Genomic DNA, 17,166 nt, shown 5'->3' with positions numbered 1-17,166 from the left:
AGGCACAAGGGTGATTCGGGAGCGTACGGATCACCGCCCGCCGGGGGTGGTGCGGGTCGGCCCGGGCGGCGGTATGGTGTGCGCTCCCGGAGCGGAAGGGAAGCGGACATGGGTGACCTGTTCGAGGACAACGGTGTGGTCCACCGGCTGGTCGCGGTCACCGGTCTCGGGGTGAGCCTGCTGCTCCTGGACCTCGGACTCGCCCAGCACCGGCAAGGCGGCTCGATAGCCTGGGTGGTGATAGCCGCGGTGCTGGTGCTGGCCTCCGGCTACGAGACGGTCCGCCGCTTCCGCCGCGACCGCTGAGGCCACCGGCGCCGCCCGCCCCGCGCGGGTGGCGGGCGGACGGGCGGGCGGGCGGACGGGCGGGCGGTGGTGCGCAACAGGCCGCGTCTCAGATCTCCTCGGCCAGCTCCAGCCAGGCGAGTTCCAGCTCCTCCTTCTCCTCCTTGACCTTGCGCAGCTGGGCATCCAGCTCCGCGACCTTGGAGAAGTCAGCGGCGTGCTCGGCGAGTTGGCTGTGCAGCTTGGACTCCTGCTGGTCCAGCTTGGCGATCTGCCGCTCCAGCTTCTGCATCTCCTTCTTCTGCGCGCGGGTGTCACCGACCGGCTTGGCCGCGGCCACCGGGACGGCGGGGGCGGCCTGCTCGGCCATCCTGGCCCGCCGCTCCAGGTACTCGTCGACGCCGTTCGGCAGCATCCGCAGCCGCTTGTCGCCGAGCAGCGCGTGCACGGTGTCGGTGGTGCGCTCGATGAAGAACCGGTCGTGGCTGATCACCACCATCGAGCCCGGCCAGCCGTCGAGCAGGTCCTCCAGCTGGTTGAGGGTCTCGATGTCCAGGTCGTTGGTGGGCTCGTCGAGGAACAGCACGTTCGGCTCGTCCATCAGCAGCCGCAGCAGCTGGAGCCGGCGCCGCTCGCCACCGGACAGGTCGCCGACCGGGGTCCACTGCTTGTCCTTGCCGAAGCCGAACTGCTCGCACAGCTGACCGGCGCTCATCTCCCGGCCCTTGCCCAGGTCCACCCGGCCGCGGATCTGCTCCACGGCCTGGAGCACCCGGGTCGTCGGGTCCAGCTCGGCGATCTCCTGCGACAGGTACGCCAGCCGCACGGTCTTGCCGACCTTGATCACGCCGGACGCCGGCTGGACGTCGCCCTGCGTCGCGAACGCGGCCTGCATGGCCCGCAGCAGCGAGGTCTTGCCCGCGCCGTTCACCCCGAGCAGGCCGATCCGGTCACCCGGGCCGAGGTTCCAGGTGAGGTTCTCCAGCAGCAGCTTGGGGCCGGCCTTGACGGTGACGCCCTCCAGCTCGAAGACCGTGCGGCCGAGGCGGGCGTTGGCGAACTTCATCAGCTCGCTCTTGTCGCGCGGCTCCGGCACGTCCGCGATCAGCGCGTTGGCCGCCTCGATCCGGTACCGCGGCTTGGAGGTACGGGCGGGGGCGCCGCGGCGCAGCCAGGCGAGCTCCTTGCGGGCCAGGTTCTGGCGCTTCTGCTCCTCGGTGGCCTCGATCCGGGAGCGCTCGGCCCGGGCGAAGACGTAGTCGGAGTAGCCGCCCTCGTACTCGTGGACCTCGCCGCGCTGGACGTCCCACATCCGGGTGCAGACCTGGTCCAGGAACCACCGGTCGTGGGTCACGCAGACCAGCGCCGAGCGACGGAGCTGCAGGTGCCGGGCGAGCCAGGCGATGCCCTCGACGTCGAGGTGGTTGGTGGGCTCGTCCAGCACCACCAGGTCGTGCTCGCCGAGCAGCAGCTTGGCCAGCGCGATCCGGCGGCGCTCGCCACCGGACAGCGGCGCGATCACGGTGTCCAGGCCGAGCTCGAAGCCGGGCAGGTCCAGGCCGCCGAACAGGCCCTGGACGATGTCGCGGATCCGGGCGTCGCCGAGCCACTCGTGGTCGGCGCGGCCGCCGATCACCTCCTGGCGGATGGTGGCCTTGGGGTCCAGCGAGTCGTGCTGGGTGAGCACCGCCATCTGCAGCCCGCCGGAGTGCGTGATCCGCCCGCCGTCCGGCTCCTCCAGCTTCGCCAGCATCCGGATCAGCGTGGTCTTGCCGTCCCCGTTGCGCCCCACGACCCCGATCCGGTCGCCCTCGCTGACCCCCAGGCTGACCCCGTCCAGCAGGGCGCGGGTGCCGTAGACCTTGGTGACGGACTCGATGGTGGCGAGGTTGACGGCCACTGCTGCTGCGCTCCTGGGATCGACTGCACGCGGGGAGTGCCCCGACCTCCCCAGCCTAGTGGGCCCCCGGCACGGGCCGGTCCTGCGTCCGGAGCGGGTCGCTCAAGGCCTGGGTGCGCTGATCGCCGCGCCCGGGACCGGGCCGTGCGTCACGTGGGCGGCGCGGCAGGTGCCGGACTCCGTCAGGGCGCGGCCGACGGCTTCGGCTGCTTCGGCGTCCTTGGCCAGGAAGGCACAGGTCGGGCCGGAGCCGGAGACCAGGGCGGCCAGGGCGCCGGCCTCGGTGCCGGCGCGCAGGGTGTCCGCGAGCGAGGGGCGCAGCGAGAGGGCGGCGGCCTGGAGGTCGTTGGCCAGTGCCTCGGCGAGGGCGACCGGGTCGCCGTCGGCGAGGGCCGCGAGCAGGGCCGGGTCGGCGTCCGGGGTGGGCACCTCGGCCTCGGTGGAGCCGGTGCCGGCCTCCTCGCGGAGGCGGTCGCACTCGCGGAAGACGGCCGGGGTGGACAGGCCGCCGTCGGCGACCGCGAAGACCCAGTGGAAGGTGCCGCTCACCGGGAGGCCTTCGAGGATCTCGCCCCGGCCGCGCCCCAGCGCGACCCCGCCGACCAGCGCGAACGGCACGTCGGAGCCGAGCTCGGCGGCCAGCTCCAGCAAGGTCTCCAGCGGTGTGTCGAGCTCCCACAGCGCGTCGCAGGCGACCAGCGCGGCCGCCCCGTCCGCGCTGCCGCCGGCCATCCCGCCGGCCACCGGGATGGCCTTGTCGATGTGCAGCCGGACATCCGGCTCGATGCCGTGGTGCGCGGCCAGCAGCCGGGCCGCGCGGGCGGCCAGGTTGCTGTCGTCCAGCGGGACGAGCGCGGCGTCCGGCCCCGCGCAGGTGAGCGTGACGCCGGCGCCCGGAGCCGCGGTGACCCGGTCGCCGAGGGCGACCGCGAAGAAGACGTTGGCCAGGTCGTGGAAGCCGTCGGCGCGCAGGCCGCCGACGCCCAGCTGGACGTTGACCTTGGCGGGGACCTCGACCGTGATCACTGCGCGTCCGCCTTCGGCTTGTGCTCGGCGATCGCGGCGAACTGCTCGACCGTGAGCATCTCGCCGCGCAGCTTGTGGTCGATGCCGGCCCCGGCGAGCGCCTGCTCGGCCGCGGCCGGGGAGCCGGCCCAGCCGGCCAGCGCGGCGCGCAGCGTCTTGCGGCGCTGGGCGAAGGCGGCGTCCACCACCGCGAAGACCTCCCGGCGGGAGGCCGTGGTCGCCGGCGGCTCGCGGCGCACCAGCGAGACCAGCCCGGAGTCGACGTTCGGCGCGGGCCAGAAGACGTTGCGGCCGATCGCGCCGGCCCGCTTCACCTCCGCGTACCAGTTGGCCTTGACCGAGGGCACCCCGTACACCTTGTTGCCGGGCTTGGCGGCGAGCCGGTCGGCGACCTCGCTCTGCACCATCACCAGCGTGCGCTCGATGCTGGGGAAGGTGGCCAGCATGTGCAGCAGCACCGGGACGGCGACGTTGTACGGCAGGTTGGCGACCAGCGCGGTGGGCGCCGGGCCGGGCAGCTCGGTGACCTCCATGGCGTCGCTGAGGACGAGGTCGAAGTCCTTGGCGCGGGCCGGCATCCGGGCCTCGATGGTGGTCGGCAGGTGCTGGGCCAGCAGCGGGTCGATCTCCACCGCCGTGACATGCGCCGCGACCTCCAGCAGCGCCAGGGTGAGCGAGCCCAGGCCGGGCCCGACCTCCACCACCGCGTCCTCGGCCGTCACCCCGCCGGCCCGCACGATGCGCCGGACGGTGTTGCCGTCGATGACGAAGTTCTGCCCGCGCTGCTTGGTCGGCTTCACGCCCAGCGTGGCGGCCAGCTCCCGGATGTCGGAGGCGCCCAGGAGGTGGCTGTCAGGGGTGGGGTCGGTGGTGCTCACCCGCCAAGGATACGGGCGGGGCGGGAGCTCACAGGTCGACGACCTGCTTCAGGTCGATCTCGACCGGGTACGGCAGCTCGGCGCGGAGCACGCCTTCGTGCCGCGCGACCGGGACGTCCGCTCGGTCGGCTCAGTAGGCGAAGGCCCGGGCGGTGTTCGCCGCGATCGCGGTGGCCAGCTCGTCCTCGTGCAGCGCGAGGGTGTCGGCCATCGAGCGCAGGGTGACCGGGATCAGGTACGGGGCGTTGGGGCGGCCCCGGTACGGGTGCGGGGTCAGGTACGGGGCGTCCGTCTCCACCAGCACCCGGTCGAGCGGGGTGGCGGCGAGGGCGTCCCGCAGGTCCTGGTTGGCCTTGAAGGTGACCGGGCCGGCGAAGGAGAGGTACCAGCCGTGCTCGGCGCAGATCTTGGCCATCGCGGCGTCGCCGGAGTAGCAGTGGAAGACGGTGCGCTCGGGCGCGCCCTCGGCCAGCAGCAGCTCGATGACGTCCTCGTGGGCGTCCCGGTCGTGGATCACCAGCGCCTTGCCGTGCCGCTTGGCGATCTCGATGTGCCGGCGGAAGGACTCCTTCTGGATGTCCACCCCCTCCGGCCCGGTGCGGAAGTAGTCGAGGCCGGTCTCGCCGACCGCCTTGACCTGCGGCAGGGCCGCCAGCCGGTCGATCTCGGCGAGCGCCTCCTGGAGGGCCGCGTCGCCACCCGCCCCGCGGTGCTGCCGGGACCACCCGTCGCCGTCGCCGAGGACCAGCCGGGGAGCCTCGTTGGGGTGCAGCGCCACCGCGGCGTGCACCTGCTCGAACTCCCCGGCCAGGTCGGCGGCCCAGCGCGAACCGGCCACGTCGCACCCCACCTGGACGACCGCGGTCACCCCGACCGAGGCGGCCTTGGCCAACCCCTCGGCCGGGGTACCGGACTGCATGTCCAGGTGGGTGTGCGAGTCGGCCACCGCCACCGCCAGCGGCGCGGGCAGCGGGGGCGGCGTGGATCGGTCCGCGTCCTTCTTCGCCATGTCAGGCAGCAGGCTTCTCTTCGAGGCGCGGGAAGAGGATCTCGCCCTTGGTGACCTGCGACCCCGCGGGCAGCCGGCCCCAGTCGGCCACGGTGTCGACGGTCTGCTCGGCCAGCGCGCCCAGCGAGGCCTCGGCACCCAGCGACTCCCAGAGCTTCTGGGAGCTCTCCGGCATCAGCGGGTTGAGCAGCACCGCGGTGGCCCGCAGCGCCTCGGCCGCCGTGTAGAGGATGGTGGCCAGCCGGGCCTGCCCCTCCTCGGAGGTGTCCTTGGCGACCTTCCAGGGCTCCTGCTCGGTCAGGTAGCCGTTGACCAGCTTCACGAACTCGAAGATCGCCGCGATGCCGCCGGCGAAGTCCAGGTCCTCGCCGATCTTCCGGTCGGCGGTCTTCACCGCGGCGGCCAGACCGTCGGCCACGACCTGCTCGGCCGGGCCGGCCGCGGTGGCGGCGGGCAGCCGGCCTTCGAAGTACTTGCCGACCATCGCGGCGAGCCGGGAGGCCAGGTTGCCGTAGTCGTTGGCCAGTTCGGAGGTGTACCGGGCGGTGAAGTCCTCCCAGGAGAACGAGCCGTCGGTGCCGAACGGGATGGCCCGCAGGAAGTAGTACCGGTAGGCGTCCACGCCGAAGTGCGAGGTGAGGTCCTGCGGCGCGATGCCGGTCAGGTTGGACTTGCTCATCTTCTCGCCGCCGACCATCAGCCAGCCGTTGGCCACCACCCGCTTGGGCAGCGGCAGCCCCGCGGCCATCAGCATCGCGGGCCAGATCACCGCGTGGAAGCGCAGGATGTCCTTGCCGACCAGGTGCACCGAGGCCGGCCACAGCTCGGCGAAGCGCTCCGGGTCGGAGCCGTAGCCGGCCGCGGTGATGTAGTTCTGCAGCGCGTCCACCCACACGTACAGCACGTGCTTCTCGTCCCAGGGCAGCGGGACGCCCCAGTTGAAGGTGGAGCGGGAGATCGAGAGGTCCTTGAGGTCCTGCTCGACGAAGCGCAGCACCTCGTTGCGGGCCGAGGCGGGCTGGATGAAGTCCGGGTTGGCGGCGTAGAACTCCAGCAGCTTGGGGCCGTAGGCGGAGAGCCGGAAGAAGTAGTTCTCCTCCTCCAGCCACTCGACCGGCTTCTTGTGGATCGGGCAGAGCTTCTCGTCCTCGGTGGCACCGGGCAGCAGCTCACCGGGGAGCTTGTACTCCTCGCAGCCGACGCAGTACGGGCCGGAGTAGCCGCCCTTGTAGATCTCGCCCTTGTCGTGCAGGTCCTGGACGAACTCCTGCACCCGGGCGGTGTGCCGCTCCTGGGTGGTCCGGATGAAGTCGTCGTTGGCGATGTTGAGGTGCCGCCAGAGCGGCTTCCAGGCCTCCTCCACCAGCTTGTCGCACCACTCCTGCGGGGAGACGCCGTTGGCCTCCGCCGTGCGCAGGATCTTCTGCCCGTGCTCGTCGGTGCCGGTCAGGTACCAGGTCCGCTCGCCGCGCTGGCGGTGCCAGCGGGTCAGCACGTCGCCCGCCACGGTGGTGTACGCATGGCCCAGGTGCGGGCGGTCGTTCACGTAGTAGATCGGGGTCGTGACGTAGTACGCCGAGCGCCGGGCCTCGGTGGTGGTGTCGTCTGCAGTGGCCGCCATGGTCAGAAATCTTAGCCGCGCGAAGGAACCACCCTCGACCGGTTATCGGGTGGGCGGCTCCCCCGCGCGGCTCCCGCGGTCAGGACCCCTGGTCGGTGTGCCGGGCCGAGCGCCGGAACCAGCGCCGCCGCGGCTCGGCCGGCGGGAGCAGGGCGGCCGGCGTGGCCGGACCGGCGTGCGAGGGGTAGCCCGGCGCGGTGTGCTCCTGGTGCTCGGCGGAGGCCACCCGGCCCTCGCGCATGATCCGGACGGTGTGTCCGCCGCAGCCCGGGCAGCTCGGCTGGCGCAGCGGGGACGGCACCCGCACGCCGTTGGCGTGGTACTCGAAGACGATGTGCCCGTCCTGGGCCTTGTGGTGCTCGATGTCGTACGCCTGCTCCCAGCCGTAGCCGCAGCTCAGGCAGGCGAAGGAGTAGGCCTCCCGGACGGTCTCCACCGGGAGGTGCGGCCGGGTGGTCAGTCCGGGGCCGCTCGCCGTGTTCCCACTCAGAGGGCTACCGATCGTGTCGCTCATAGCCGTCTCCCAGTGCCCGCCGGGCGAGGCGCCCGGCTCGGGTCTTTCCATCTCAGGAAATGCCCGGACGGCCCCGCCCGCTACCCGGCTTGCCAAGTCTTGGGCCCGAATTGGCGAGCGTTGTACCAAGTCGCGGCCAAAGCTTCGCGAGCCGGACGTTTGCGAGGTGCTTCCCTCCAAGGTACGCGCCGCCCGCCCGCCGGGCACCCGCGTCGAGCTGGGGATTTCCGCCCCGCGCAGCGCGGGTTCAGCGCCGGTTCAGCGCCCGCTCAGCCGCTGTTCTTGGCAGCCACCACGGCGTCGAAGACCTCCCGCTTGGGCAGTTTGAGTTCGAGGGCGACAGCGGCGATCGCCTCCTTGCGGCGTTCCCCGGCCTCCTCCCGGACGGCCACCCGGCGGGCCAGCTCTTCGGGGCCGAACTGTTCCGGGGCGGCCGGCGGGGCGCCCGCCACCACGACGGTGATCTCACCCTTCACGCCGTCGGCGGCCCAGGCCGCCAGCTCGGCCAGCGGGCCGCGCCGGACCTCCTCGTAGGTCTTGGTGAGCTCCCGGCACACCGCCGCCGGGCGCTCGGCGCCGAAGGCCTCCGCCATCGCGGCGAGCGTCTCGGCGATCCGGTGCGGGGCCTCGAAGAACACCATGGTGCGGGGCTCGGCGGCGACCTCGGCCAGCTGCCGGGCGCGGTCGCCCGCCTTGCGCGGCAGGAAGCCCTCGAAGGTGAAGCGGTCCACCGGCAGGGCGGACAGCGCCAGCGCGGTGAGCACGGCGGACGGGCCGGGCACGGCGGTGACCTTGACCCCGGCGGCGACCGCCGCGTCCACCAGCCGGTAGCCGGGGTCGGAGACCGAGGGCATCCCGGCGTCCGTCACCAGCAGCACCCGGGCCCCGCCGAGCAGCGCCTCGACCAGCTCGGGCGTGCGGGCCACCTCGTTGCCCTCGAAGTAGGAGAGCACCCGACCGGTCGGCGCCACCCCCAGCGCCTGGGTCAGCCGGCGCAGCCGCCGGGTGTCCTCGGCCGCGATCACGTCGGCCGAGGACAGCTCGGTGAGCAGCCGGGGCGGTGCGTCCGCGACGTCGCCGATGGGTGTGCCCGCAAGTACCAGTACGCCTGTCACCCGGCCATCCTCCCAGGCCCGGGCGGTCCGGCGGACCTCGGCCGATTCAGGGATCAATCGGGCAGCTGCGGAGGGAGGGGTACCGCTCCCGGCCCGCGCGCCTACGATGTGGCGCGTGAGCGGCGACATCGCACCCCGGACGCCCATCGGCGTGGACCACCCCGAGCAGGCCGGCGTGGCCCTGCTCGACGCGGCCGAGGTCCCGGCCGCGCGAGCGGCGGCCCGCCCCGGGTGGGCGCAGCGGCTGGCCGGCCACGGCTACCGGGCGCCGGCGCGCCCGGAGCCGGCCGAACAGCTGGTCCCGCCGATGCCGGACGGCCCGGGGGTGACCCCGCGGTCGGTGGCGCCCTCGCCGGTGCTGCTGCGCCTCGGCGTCCGGCTGCCGGACGGCCTGTGGTCCTGGCTGTGCCGCTGGTCCGGCTGGCTGGGGCCGCTCGCGGTGGCCCTGTTCGGCGGTCTGCTGCGGTTCGTCGGGCTCGGCACCCCGCATGCGCTGATCTTCGACGAGACGTACTACGCCAAGGACGCCTACTCGCTCTGGCGGGGCGGCTACGAGACCAGCTGGGCGGACGACGCCAACGCGCAGATCATGGCGCCGCACCCGAGCGTGCCGTACCGCGCGGACCCGGCGTACATCGTCCACCCGCCGGTCGGAAAGTGGATCATCGGGCTCGGCGAGCAGTTCTTCGGCATGCACCCGTTCGGGTGGCGGTTCATGACGGCCGTGCTCGGCACGCTGTCGATCCTGATGATCGCCAGGATCGGCCGGCGGCTCTTCCGCTCGACCCTGCTGGGCTGCGTGGCCGGCCTGCTGCTGTCGGTGGACGGCCTGCACTTCGTGCTGAGCCGCTCCGCCCTGCTGGACCTGGTGGTGATGTTCTGGGGCCTGGCGGCCTTCGGCCTCCTGCTGCTGGACCGGGACCGCACCAGGGCCCTGGTGGCCCGCCGGCTGGAGGCGCGTGGGGGCCGGGACTGGCTGGTCACGGGCTGGCGCCCGTACCGGCTGGCGGCCGCGGTGAGCCTGGGGCTGATGACCGCGACCAAGTGGAGCGGCCTGTACGTGCTGGTCGCCTTCTGCCTGATGAGCGTCGCCTGGGACATCGGCACCCGCCGGCTGGTGGGCAGCCGCCGCTGGCTCCTGCTCGGCCTGTGGGACGCACTGCTGGCCGGGCCGGTGATGCTGGTGATCACCATCGGCGTCTACCTCGCCTCCTGGACCGGCTGGTTCCTGAGCAGCACCGAGCCCGGCAAGGGCGGCTACGGCCGGGACTGGGCGATGCACCAGCCCCACCTGCTGCCGGACCGCCTGCTGGGCATCCCGATGCCGCAGTTCGAGGCGCTGCGCAGCCTGTGGCACTACCACGTGACCATGTACGACTTCCACGTCGGCCTGACCAGCCCGCACACCTACCAGTCCAACCCGTGGAGCTGGCTGGTGGTCGGCCGGCCGGTGTCCTTCTTCTACGAGTCGCCGAAGTTCGGCGAGTCCGGCTGCACCGCGAACGAGTGCGCCCGCGAGGTGCTGGCCATCGGCACGCCGATCCTGTGGTGGGCGGGCGTGGTGGCGCTGGTGTACTGCCTCTACCGCTGGCTGGCCCGGCGGGACTGGCGGGCCGGCGCGGTGCTCTGCGGGCTGGCCGCGAGCTACCTGCCCTGGCTCTACTACCAGGAGCGGACGATCTTCCTGTTCTACGCGGTCGCCTTCGCCCCGTTCCTGGTGCTGGCGGTCACCATGATGATCGGCGCGATGCTCGGCCCGGCGACCGCCTCGCCGGACCGGCGGCTGGTCGGCGGCGCCGCGGCGGGGCTGCTGATCCTCGCGGTGATGTGGAACTTCCTGTACTTCTACCCGCTCTACACCGGGCAGACGATCCCGATGGACGACTGGCGCGGCCGGATGTGGTTCACCAGCTGGATCTGAGGTTCGCTCTGTCGCAGGTGTGTCACAAGTGGTCTTTGTGCCGGGTGTGCACGCATGATTTGCCCGTACCGTGTCAGGGCCGATCCATCGGCTGGACCAAACACGGGGGACGACACACCATGAACAAGGGCGCCAAGATCGGCATCAGTACGGTAGCCGCCGCCATGCTGGCGGCGGCCGGGTACGGGGCCTACAGCTTCGCCACCGGCGGCAGCGAGCCGGATGCGGGCAAGCCCCGGACGGTGGTCGCCGAGGCGCCGAGCCCGGAGCTGGCGGCGGCGGGCGCGAAGGCCTTCCTGGAGGCCTGGGCCAAGGGCGACCTGGCGGCGGCGGGCGCGCTGACCGACACCCCGGAGGCCGCGACCGCGACGCTGACGGCGTTCAAGCAGAAGGTGAACCCGAGCGGGCTCACCCTCACCCCGGGCGGCCCGGCCCCCGCGGCGCCGACCGCCTCCGGAGCGCCCACCGCCTCCGGAGCGCCCACCCCCGGCTCCGCCGGCGCGTCCGGCACCCCGGCGCCGGCCCCGGCCCCGGCCCACCAGGTGCCGCTGTCCTTCAAGGCCAAGCTGGAGTTCGCGCAGACCGGCACGCCCTGGTCCTACGACGGCGTGCTCGGCATGGTGAAGATGAGCGACGGCAAGGCCGCCGTGCACTGGGCCCCCACCGTGATCCACCCCAAGCTGGGCACGGGCGAGTCGATCGCGGTCAAGCCGGTCACCTCGCCGGCGAGCTCGGTCGTGGACCGCAAGGGCAAGGCGCTGACCTCGGCCTCGATCACCCCGCTGCTCGGCCAGATCAAGGCCCCCGTCCCGGATGGCTCGGCCGAGGCCGGCACCGCCGTGGTGATCACCGACGACGTGGGGAAGGCCAAGCCGGAGACGGTCTTCACCATCGTCGACCCCAAGCCGGCGCCGCCGCTCAAGCTGACCATCGACGCCGACCTGCAGAAGGCCGCCGAGGCCGCCGTCCAGGAGGCCTCCAAGGGCGGCACGCTGAAGGCCTCGATCGTGGCGGTCGAGCCCAGCACCGGCAACGTCCTGGCGGTCGCCAACGCCCCGGCCACCGGCCAGAACCGGGCCTTCCTCGGGGCCATCGCCCCCGGCTCCACCATGAAGGTCATCACCTCGGCGGCCCTGATGGAGGCCGGGGTCACCCCGGACACCGCGGTGGCCTGCCCGGACGCCACCAACGTCGGCGGCCAGGACTTCAAGAACGACTTCACCGAGGCGCACCCGGACTTCAAGTTCCGCCAGGACTTCGCCCAGTCCTGCAACACCGCCTTCATCAACGAGGGCAAGGCCCGGCTGAAGAACGACTCGCTGCCCGCGATGGCCAAGGACGTCTTCGGGCTGGGCCTGGTCTGGCAGACCGGCCTGTCCAACTTCGACACCGTCGTCCCGGCCCCCAAGGGCTCCAACGACATGGTGGCCGAGTTCATCGGCCAGGGCCGGATCCAGACCAACTCGCTGTCGATGGCCTCGGTCGCGGCCACCGTGCAGAGCGGAACGTTCCGCCAGCCGATCCTGGTCCAGGGCCTGCCGCAGGCCCCGGCCAAGCGCCAGCTCTCCGCCGACGTGCTGACCGGGCTGCGGACGGTGATGAACGAGACCGTGCGCACCGGCACCGCCGCCAAGCTGATGTCCCAGATGGCTACCGGCGCCGGCGCCAAGACCGGCACGGCGGAGGTCGGCAACCAGGCGGCCGCCAACAGCTGGTTCACCGCCTTCCGGGGCAACCTGGCGGTCGCGGCCGAGGTCGAGAGCGGCGGCCACGGCGCCGATGCCGCCGGGCCGGCCGCCGTGAAGCTGCTGCAGCTCGGCAACGGCTGACCGGTCGGCCCGCGCGTCAGACCCCGGCGAGCACCGCCGGGGCCCGACCGCGCTCACCCTCGCCGTGCCAGCCCCAGCTGCGGGTGGCCAGCCTTGGCCAGAGCACCAGCACGATGGGCAGCGCGAGGTAGCCGAACCGGCCCGCCGGGGCGAGCATGAACGCCACCGCGAGCCCGGCGGCGAGCAGGTCGCAGGCGGCGACCGCCGAGGTCGGCGGGTAGGCCAGCAGCCAGAGCGCGACGCCCAGGCCCGCCAGGCACAGCAGGGTGAGCGAGATGATGTGGCCGGTCGGGCCGAGCCCGGCCAGCACCTTGCCGGGCAGCGGGCTGCCGGCCGGGGTGCGCACGGCCGTCAGCCCCAGCGGGAAGCGGATCACCTGCTCGCGCAGCGCCGCACCGGCGTTCAGCACGGTCGGCAGGATCACCGCGATGCTGACCGAGAGCGACACCGCGGCGGCCCGGGCGGCGGGTCGGCGCCCGTGCAGCCGCCAGATCAGCAGCAGGGCGACCGGGAGGGCGGGCCAGGCCGTCCACTTGAGGGTGCAGGCGAGCGCGAGCACCAGCCCGGTGGAGATCGGTCGGCCGCGGGCGGCGCAGGCCATCGCCAGGCAGCAGACGCCGATCAGCGGCAGGTCCACCCCGCCGACGGCGAGGGCCAGGGCGATCAGCGGCGAGGCGGTCAGCGCGGCGAGCGGCAGCAGCGGGGCCCGGCCGGGCACGACCGGACGCAGCAGCCGCCAGCAGGCCAGCAGGCAGACCAGCAGGGTGAGGGCGAACCAGATCCGCGCGTCGCCGAGCACCAGCGCGACGGGGTTGGCGCTGCCGAGCGCGGCCCTGGGCAGCCCGAACAGGGCCATCCCGGGCAGGTAGGGGTTGTAGTCGGTGACCACCACGGGGTGCACCAGGTACGGGCTGCCGGTGTGCATCAGCAGCCGGGCGGAGCGTTCGACCACCATCACCTCGGACTGGTGCCGCCCGTGCAGCGCCAGCAGGATCAGCGGGGTCAGCACGGCGCCGACCAGCGCCACCAGCGCCGCGGCCCGCGGGGCCCAGCGCTGCGGGAGGGTGAGGCACAGCACGGCGGCCAGCGCGTAGGTCGGGGCGGCCACGGTGCCCCAGAAGATCTGGTTGGACAGGTCGGACACGAGCGGGAAGGCCTCCGCCCAGACCGCCGCGGCCACGCAGCCGAGCGCCTGGATGCCCCGGTGGCCGACCCAGCGGGCCGGGAGCCGGACCACCGCGGCCCGCTGCCGGGGGACCTTGCCCGAGGCGCCGCCCCGGGGAGGACCGTGCACGGCGCAGTCGGCCTGCTCGGCGGAGAACGGCGGACGTGTGCTCACCATGTCAGGAAGATTAGGCCGTTGAGTGTGCGCTGTCCTCGGACTCGACGCGCCGGTTCTGTGGAGCTTCGCTCCCGGGCGGGCCGCCGAGGCCGGCCGGCGGCCCGGAACCGGCCCGGTCGGCCCCTCACCGGCCCGGGCCGGTGCCCTGGTCGGCACCCGGGCGGATGCCCTGGTGCGCGCCCCGGTCGGCGGGCCGCGAGGAGTTGACGCCGTACCTGGAGCCGAGGGCGGGGTTGCTGGCCAAAGCACGGATCTTTCCGGTCGGGGACGGGGTCCTGCGGCGGGCGGAGCGCCCGGCCGCGACCTGACCGGACAACCATGCGCCGAACGGCGAAAATGCGCCAGTGGCGCAAACGGATCGGCCCGGGGTGCGGCTTGTACGGATCGTCACAGATCGCCGGACATATCCGGACATCACGCCGGAGATCCGGCCGGCAGGCCGGCCCCGCTCCCCAAGTCCGGTGAAGCTACCGGCCGGTCAGTACCGCCTGCATGACCGCCTTGGCGATCGGCGCGGCCAGCCGGCCCCCGGTCACGTCGGTGGCGTCGCTGTCCGCGACCACCACGGCCACCGCCACCGGCGGCACCTCGGACGAGCCGCTCGGCTTCGCCCAGGAGATGAACCAGGCGAACGGGGTGCCGGAGTTGCCCACCCCGTGCTGCGCGGTGCCGGTCTTCCCGCCCACCGTGGCACCCGGGATCCGGGCGCTGCGGCCGGTGCCGTTGTCGACCACGTCGGTCATCAGCTGCTGCACCCGGCCGGCCACCGAGGAGTCCATCGCCTCCCGGTAGAGCGCCGGCCGCATCACCTGGACGGTGCTGCCGTCGGCCTTGGTCAGCTTGTCCACAAGCTGTGGATACATCACCCGGCCGCCGTCGGCGACGCCGGCCGCGACCATCGCCATCACCAGCGGGGTGGCCGCGGTGTCGTACTGGCCGATCGAGGAGAGCGCGAGCTGCGCGGGGTCCATCGCGCGGTCGAAGTTGCTCCGCGCGGCGCGCACCGGGATGTCCAGGGAGGCGTCGTCGAAGCCGAAGCTCTCGGCCATCGAGACCATCCGCTCCAGCCCGACCTGCACCCCGAGGTAGCCCAGCACGCTGTTGCAGGACAGCACCATCGCGGTGTCCAGCGACAGGTTCGGCCGGTCGCAGGCCGTGGTGTCGTTGACCAGCTCGGTGGTGGTGCCCGGCAGCACGTACGGGGAGGGCGCCCCGGTGGGCGCGTCGATGTCCTCCACCACGCCGTTCGCCAGCGCCGCGGCGGCGGTGACCACCTTGAAGGAGGAGCCGGGCGGGTAGATCTGGCGCAGCGCCCGGTTGAGCATCGGCTGGTTGGTGTCCGCCTGCAGCCGGTCCCAGGCCTGCCGGTCGGCGGCGCCGGAGCCGGCGAAGGAGCCCGGGTCGTACGAGGGGGTGCTGGCCAGCGCCAGGATCCGGCCGGTGGCGGGCTCCAGCGCGACCACCGCGCCCTGCTGGGTGCCCAGGCCCTGGAGGGCCGCCTGCTGGGCCGCCCGGTCGATGGTGGTGTGGACGTCGCCGCCGGGGTTCTGCCGCCGGGCGACCGCGTCCCACAGGGCCCAGCTCGCCAGCCGGCTGTCGGTGCCGGAGAGCAGGTCGTCGTAGACGCCTTCGAGCTGGGTGTTGCCGTAGGTCTGGGAGGAGTAGCCGGTGACGGCGGCGTACCGGCGGCCGTCGGTGTAGGTGCGCTCGTAGTCGAACCGGCCCCCGGTCGGGGTGGAGCCGGTGATCGGCTCCCCGGCCACCAGGATGTTGCCGCGCGGCTGGTCGTAGCGCTGGATGGTGAGCCGCTGGTTGGCCGGGTTGTGGTCGAGCGCGTTCTTCTGGAACACCTGCACCCGGGTGGCCTGCACCGCCAGCGCCACGATCAGCAGCACGCAGAAGGTGCCCGCCCGGCGGCCGGTGGTGGAGATGCCGGGCAGGCCCTGCGGGCCACCGCCGGACGAGCTCCGCGCCCGCTGTCGACGCGGCATCAGCCCTCCCGCTCGGGCAGCGGGCGACGGGCCAGGTCGCTCATCCGGACCAGCAGCGCGACGATGATCCAGTTGGTCACCACCGAGGAGCCGCCCTGGGCGATGAAGGGCAGCGTCATCCCGGTGAGCGGGATCAGGTCGAGGACGCCGCCGGCCACCACGAACACCTGCAGCCCGACGATGGCGGCCAGCCCGATCGCCAGCAGCCGGCCGAACGGGTCGCGCAGCGCGATCCCGGTCCGGAACCCCCGCGAGATCAGCAGGGCGTAGAGCAGGAACAGCGACACCAGCCCGACCAGGCCCAGCTCCTCACCGATGGTGGCCAGGATGAAGTCCGACTTGGCCGCGAAGCCGATCAGGATCGACCCGCCGAGGCCGAGGCCGGTGCCGAGCATCCCGCCCCAGGCGAAGGCGAACAGCGACTGGGCGATCTGGTTCGGCCCCTGACCGGCCGCGATCGAGGCCAGCGGGTGCAGCCAGTCGGTGACCCGGCCGTGCACGTGCGGGGAGAGCCAGCCGACGCCCACCGCGCCGGCCGCGGCGAGGAAGAGCCCGATGGCGATCCAGCCGCTGCGGGCGGTGGCCACGTACAGCATCACCACGAACAGGCCGAAGAAGAGCAGCGAGGTGCCCAGGTCGGTCTCCAGCACCAGGACGCCCACGAAGGCCGCCCAGATCATCAGCACCGGCCCGAGCACCCGGCCGAGCGGCAGCTGGAACCAGAGCACCTTGCGACCGGTCAGGGCGAGCGCGTCCCGGTGGACGGCCAGGTACGCGGCGAAGAAGACCGCCAGCAGGATCTTGGCGAACTCGCCCGGCTGGAAGGAGAGCGGGCCGAGCGTGATCCAGATCCGGGAGCCGTACACCGGCGGGAAGAGGATCGGCAGGACCAGCAGCACCAGGGCGGCCAACGCGCCGACGTAGGCGTAGCGCTGGAGGATCCGGTGGTCACGCAGCAGCAGCACCACCGCGATGAACAGCGCCACCCCGAGGGTGGACCAGAGCAGTTGGGTGGGCGCCGCCGCACTCCTCGGGGTGGCCCGGTCGAGCCGGTAGATGACGACCAGTCCGATCCCGTTGAGCAGGACCGCGATCGGCAGCAGCAGCGGGTCGGCGTACCGGGCCCGCCGGCGCACCACGGCATGCGCCAGCAGGGCGAGCACGCCGAGCGCGGCGCCGTAGGCGGCCGCGTCCGAGGGCGGGGTGCCGTCGATGTTGACCCCGACCTCGATGTAGCCGAACACCGAGATCAGCACGGCCGCGACGAGCAGGGCGAGTTCGGTGTTGCGCCGGGTGCGGGCGGGCCGGCCGGCCGGTGGGCCGGAGCGGACGGTTGCTGAGGGTGTGGCCACTGGCCGTCCTGTCCTGCTCAGGGAGGCGAAGCGGGGCCGCCGGGGCGGACACCCCGTCCACCCCGGTCTCGTCCTGGCGTCGACTCAGACCGCGCTGCCCTGCGCGGCCTTGACGGCCTCCCGCAGGTGCTCCTCCTCCTCGGTGGTCAGCGAGGTCTGGATGATCCGGCCGTCGTCGCGGCGCTCCACCACGACGATGTCCTCCAGCTCGATCAGCTTCTGCTTCTGCAGAGCGATCGCCTCGTCCCGGACCTGCCGGGCGGTGGCCGGATCCGGGTAGGCGATCGCGAAGAGGTTGCTCACGAGGCGGTTCCTTCCGACAGGTGCGGTGTTACGGATGCGGCTCTCCGAGCACCCTAGCGAGAATTAGCCATACTTATCCG

The 17,166-nt window shown here is 73.1% G+C and carries 14 protein-coding genes; 3 read left to right on the top strand and 11 right to left on the bottom strand.

Features of this window, described 5'->3' with window-relative positions:
- The first annotated feature begins 108 nt into the window (after positions 1-108).
- Entirely contained in the window at positions 109-306 is a 198-nt protein-coding gene (locus AB0K43_RS17560; protein WP_363640591.1) for a hypothetical protein, read from the top strand.
- Positions 307-394: 88 nt separating this feature from the next.
- On the opposite strand, the gene AB0K43_RS17555 is transcribed toward AB0K43_RS17560, so the two are convergent.
- The 7 genes from AB0K43_RS17555 to rsmI form a co-directional block, all read right to left on the bottom strand.
- The gene (locus tag AB0K43_RS17555; protein ID WP_363640589.1) at positions 395-2,185 is read right to left on the bottom strand and encodes an ABC-F family ATP-binding cassette domain-containing protein; all 1,791 of its coding nucleotides are present in this window, start codon (positions 2,183-2,185) and stop codon (positions 395-397) included.
- Positions 2,186-2,287: 102 nt separating this feature from the next.
- Positions 2,288-3,211 carry a 4-(cytidine 5'-diphospho)-2-C-methyl-D-erythritol kinase gene (locus tag AB0K43_RS17550; RefSeq protein ID WP_363640587.1) on the bottom strand — a complete coding sequence of 308 codons (924 nt, stop codon included), beginning with the start codon at positions 3,209-3,211 and terminating at the stop codon, positions 2,288-2,290.
- Positions 3,208-4,089 (bottom strand): 16S rRNA (adenine(1518)-N(6)/adenine(1519)-N(6))-dimethyltransferase RsmA, encoded by an 882-nt coding sequence (rsmA, locus tag AB0K43_RS17545; protein ID WP_350637233.1) that lies wholly within the window; start codon positions 4,087-4,089, stop codon positions 3,208-3,210. The genes AB0K43_RS17550 and rsmA overlap by 4 nt, the downstream gene beginning before the upstream one ends.
- A 130-nt stretch (positions 4,090-4,219) precedes the next feature.
- Positions 4,220-5,098: a TatD family hydrolase gene (locus AB0K43_RS17540; RefSeq protein ID WP_363640584.1), complete on the bottom strand. Its 879-nt coding sequence runs from the start codon at positions 5,096-5,098 to the stop codon at positions 4,220-4,222.
- A 1-nt stretch (position 5,099) separates the two neighbouring features.
- Complete coding sequence (gene metG, locus AB0K43_RS17535) at positions 5,100-6,719, bottom strand: methionine--tRNA ligase (RefSeq protein WP_363640582.1); 1,620 nt, start codon at positions 6,717-6,719, stop codon at positions 5,100-5,102.
- A gap of 79 nt (positions 6,720-6,798) precedes the next feature.
- Positions 6,799-7,233, bottom strand: coding sequence for a hypothetical protein (locus tag AB0K43_RS17530; RefSeq protein WP_363640580.1), 435 nt, complete (start codon positions 7,231-7,233; stop codon positions 6,799-6,801).
- A 269-nt stretch (positions 7,234-7,502) separates the two neighbouring features.
- A complete protein-coding gene (gene rsmI / locus AB0K43_RS17525) occupies positions 7,503-8,348 on the bottom strand; it encodes a 16S rRNA (cytidine(1402)-2'-O)-methyltransferase (RefSeq protein ID WP_363640578.1) in 846 nt (281 codons plus the stop codon).
- Positions 8,349-8,463: 115 nt separating this feature from the next.
- Here rsmI and AB0K43_RS17520 point away from each other — a divergent pair, with 115 nt between their 5' ends.
- Complete coding sequence (locus AB0K43_RS17520) at positions 8,464-10,269, top strand: phospholipid carrier-dependent glycosyltransferase (RefSeq protein ID WP_363640576.1); 1,806 nt, start codon at positions 8,464-8,466, stop codon at positions 10,267-10,269.
- Between the two features lie 119 nt (positions 10,270-10,388).
- Positions 10,389-12,098, top strand: a complete 1,710-nt coding sequence (locus AB0K43_RS17515) for a penicillin-binding transpeptidase domain-containing protein (protein ID WP_363640574.1) — start codon at positions 10,389-10,391, stop codon at positions 12,096-12,098.
- Positions 12,099-12,114: 16 nt separating this feature from the next.
- On the opposite strand, the gene AB0K43_RS17510 is transcribed toward AB0K43_RS17515, so the two are convergent.
- The 4 genes from AB0K43_RS17510 to AB0K43_RS17495 form a co-directional block, all read right to left on the bottom strand.
- Complete coding sequence (locus tag AB0K43_RS17510; RefSeq protein ID WP_363640572.1) at positions 12,115-13,440, bottom strand: glycosyltransferase 87 family protein; 1,326 nt, start codon at positions 13,438-13,440, stop codon at positions 12,115-12,117.
- Between the two features lie 467 nt (positions 13,441-13,907).
- Positions 13,908-15,431 carry a penicillin-binding transpeptidase domain-containing protein gene (locus tag AB0K43_RS17505; protein ID WP_363640570.1) on the bottom strand — a complete coding sequence of 508 codons (1,524 nt, stop codon included), beginning with the start codon at positions 15,429-15,431 and terminating at the stop codon, positions 13,908-13,910.
- A complete protein-coding gene (locus AB0K43_RS17500; protein WP_363640568.1) occupies positions 15,431-16,783 on the bottom strand; it encodes an FtsW/RodA/SpoVE family cell cycle protein in 1,353 nt (450 codons plus the stop codon). The genes AB0K43_RS17505 and AB0K43_RS17500 overlap by 1 nt, the downstream gene beginning before the upstream one ends.
- Positions 16,784-16,867: 84 nt before the next feature.
- Positions 16,868-17,086, bottom strand: a complete 219-nt coding sequence (locus AB0K43_RS17495) for a hypothetical protein (RefSeq protein WP_363640566.1) — start codon at positions 17,084-17,086, stop codon at positions 16,868-16,870.
- Positions 17,087-17,166: the final 80 nt, after the last annotated feature.

Origin of the sequence: Kitasatospora sp. NPDC049258 (assembly GCF_040678895.1) — a bacterium.
In the GTDB taxonomy this organism is placed as follows: domain Bacteria; phylum Actinomycetota; class Actinomycetes; order Streptomycetales; family Streptomycetaceae; genus Kitasatospora.
The sequence above is the reverse complement of the archived record's forward strand: the minus strand, read 5'-3'. Positions and strand labels throughout refer to the sequence as shown.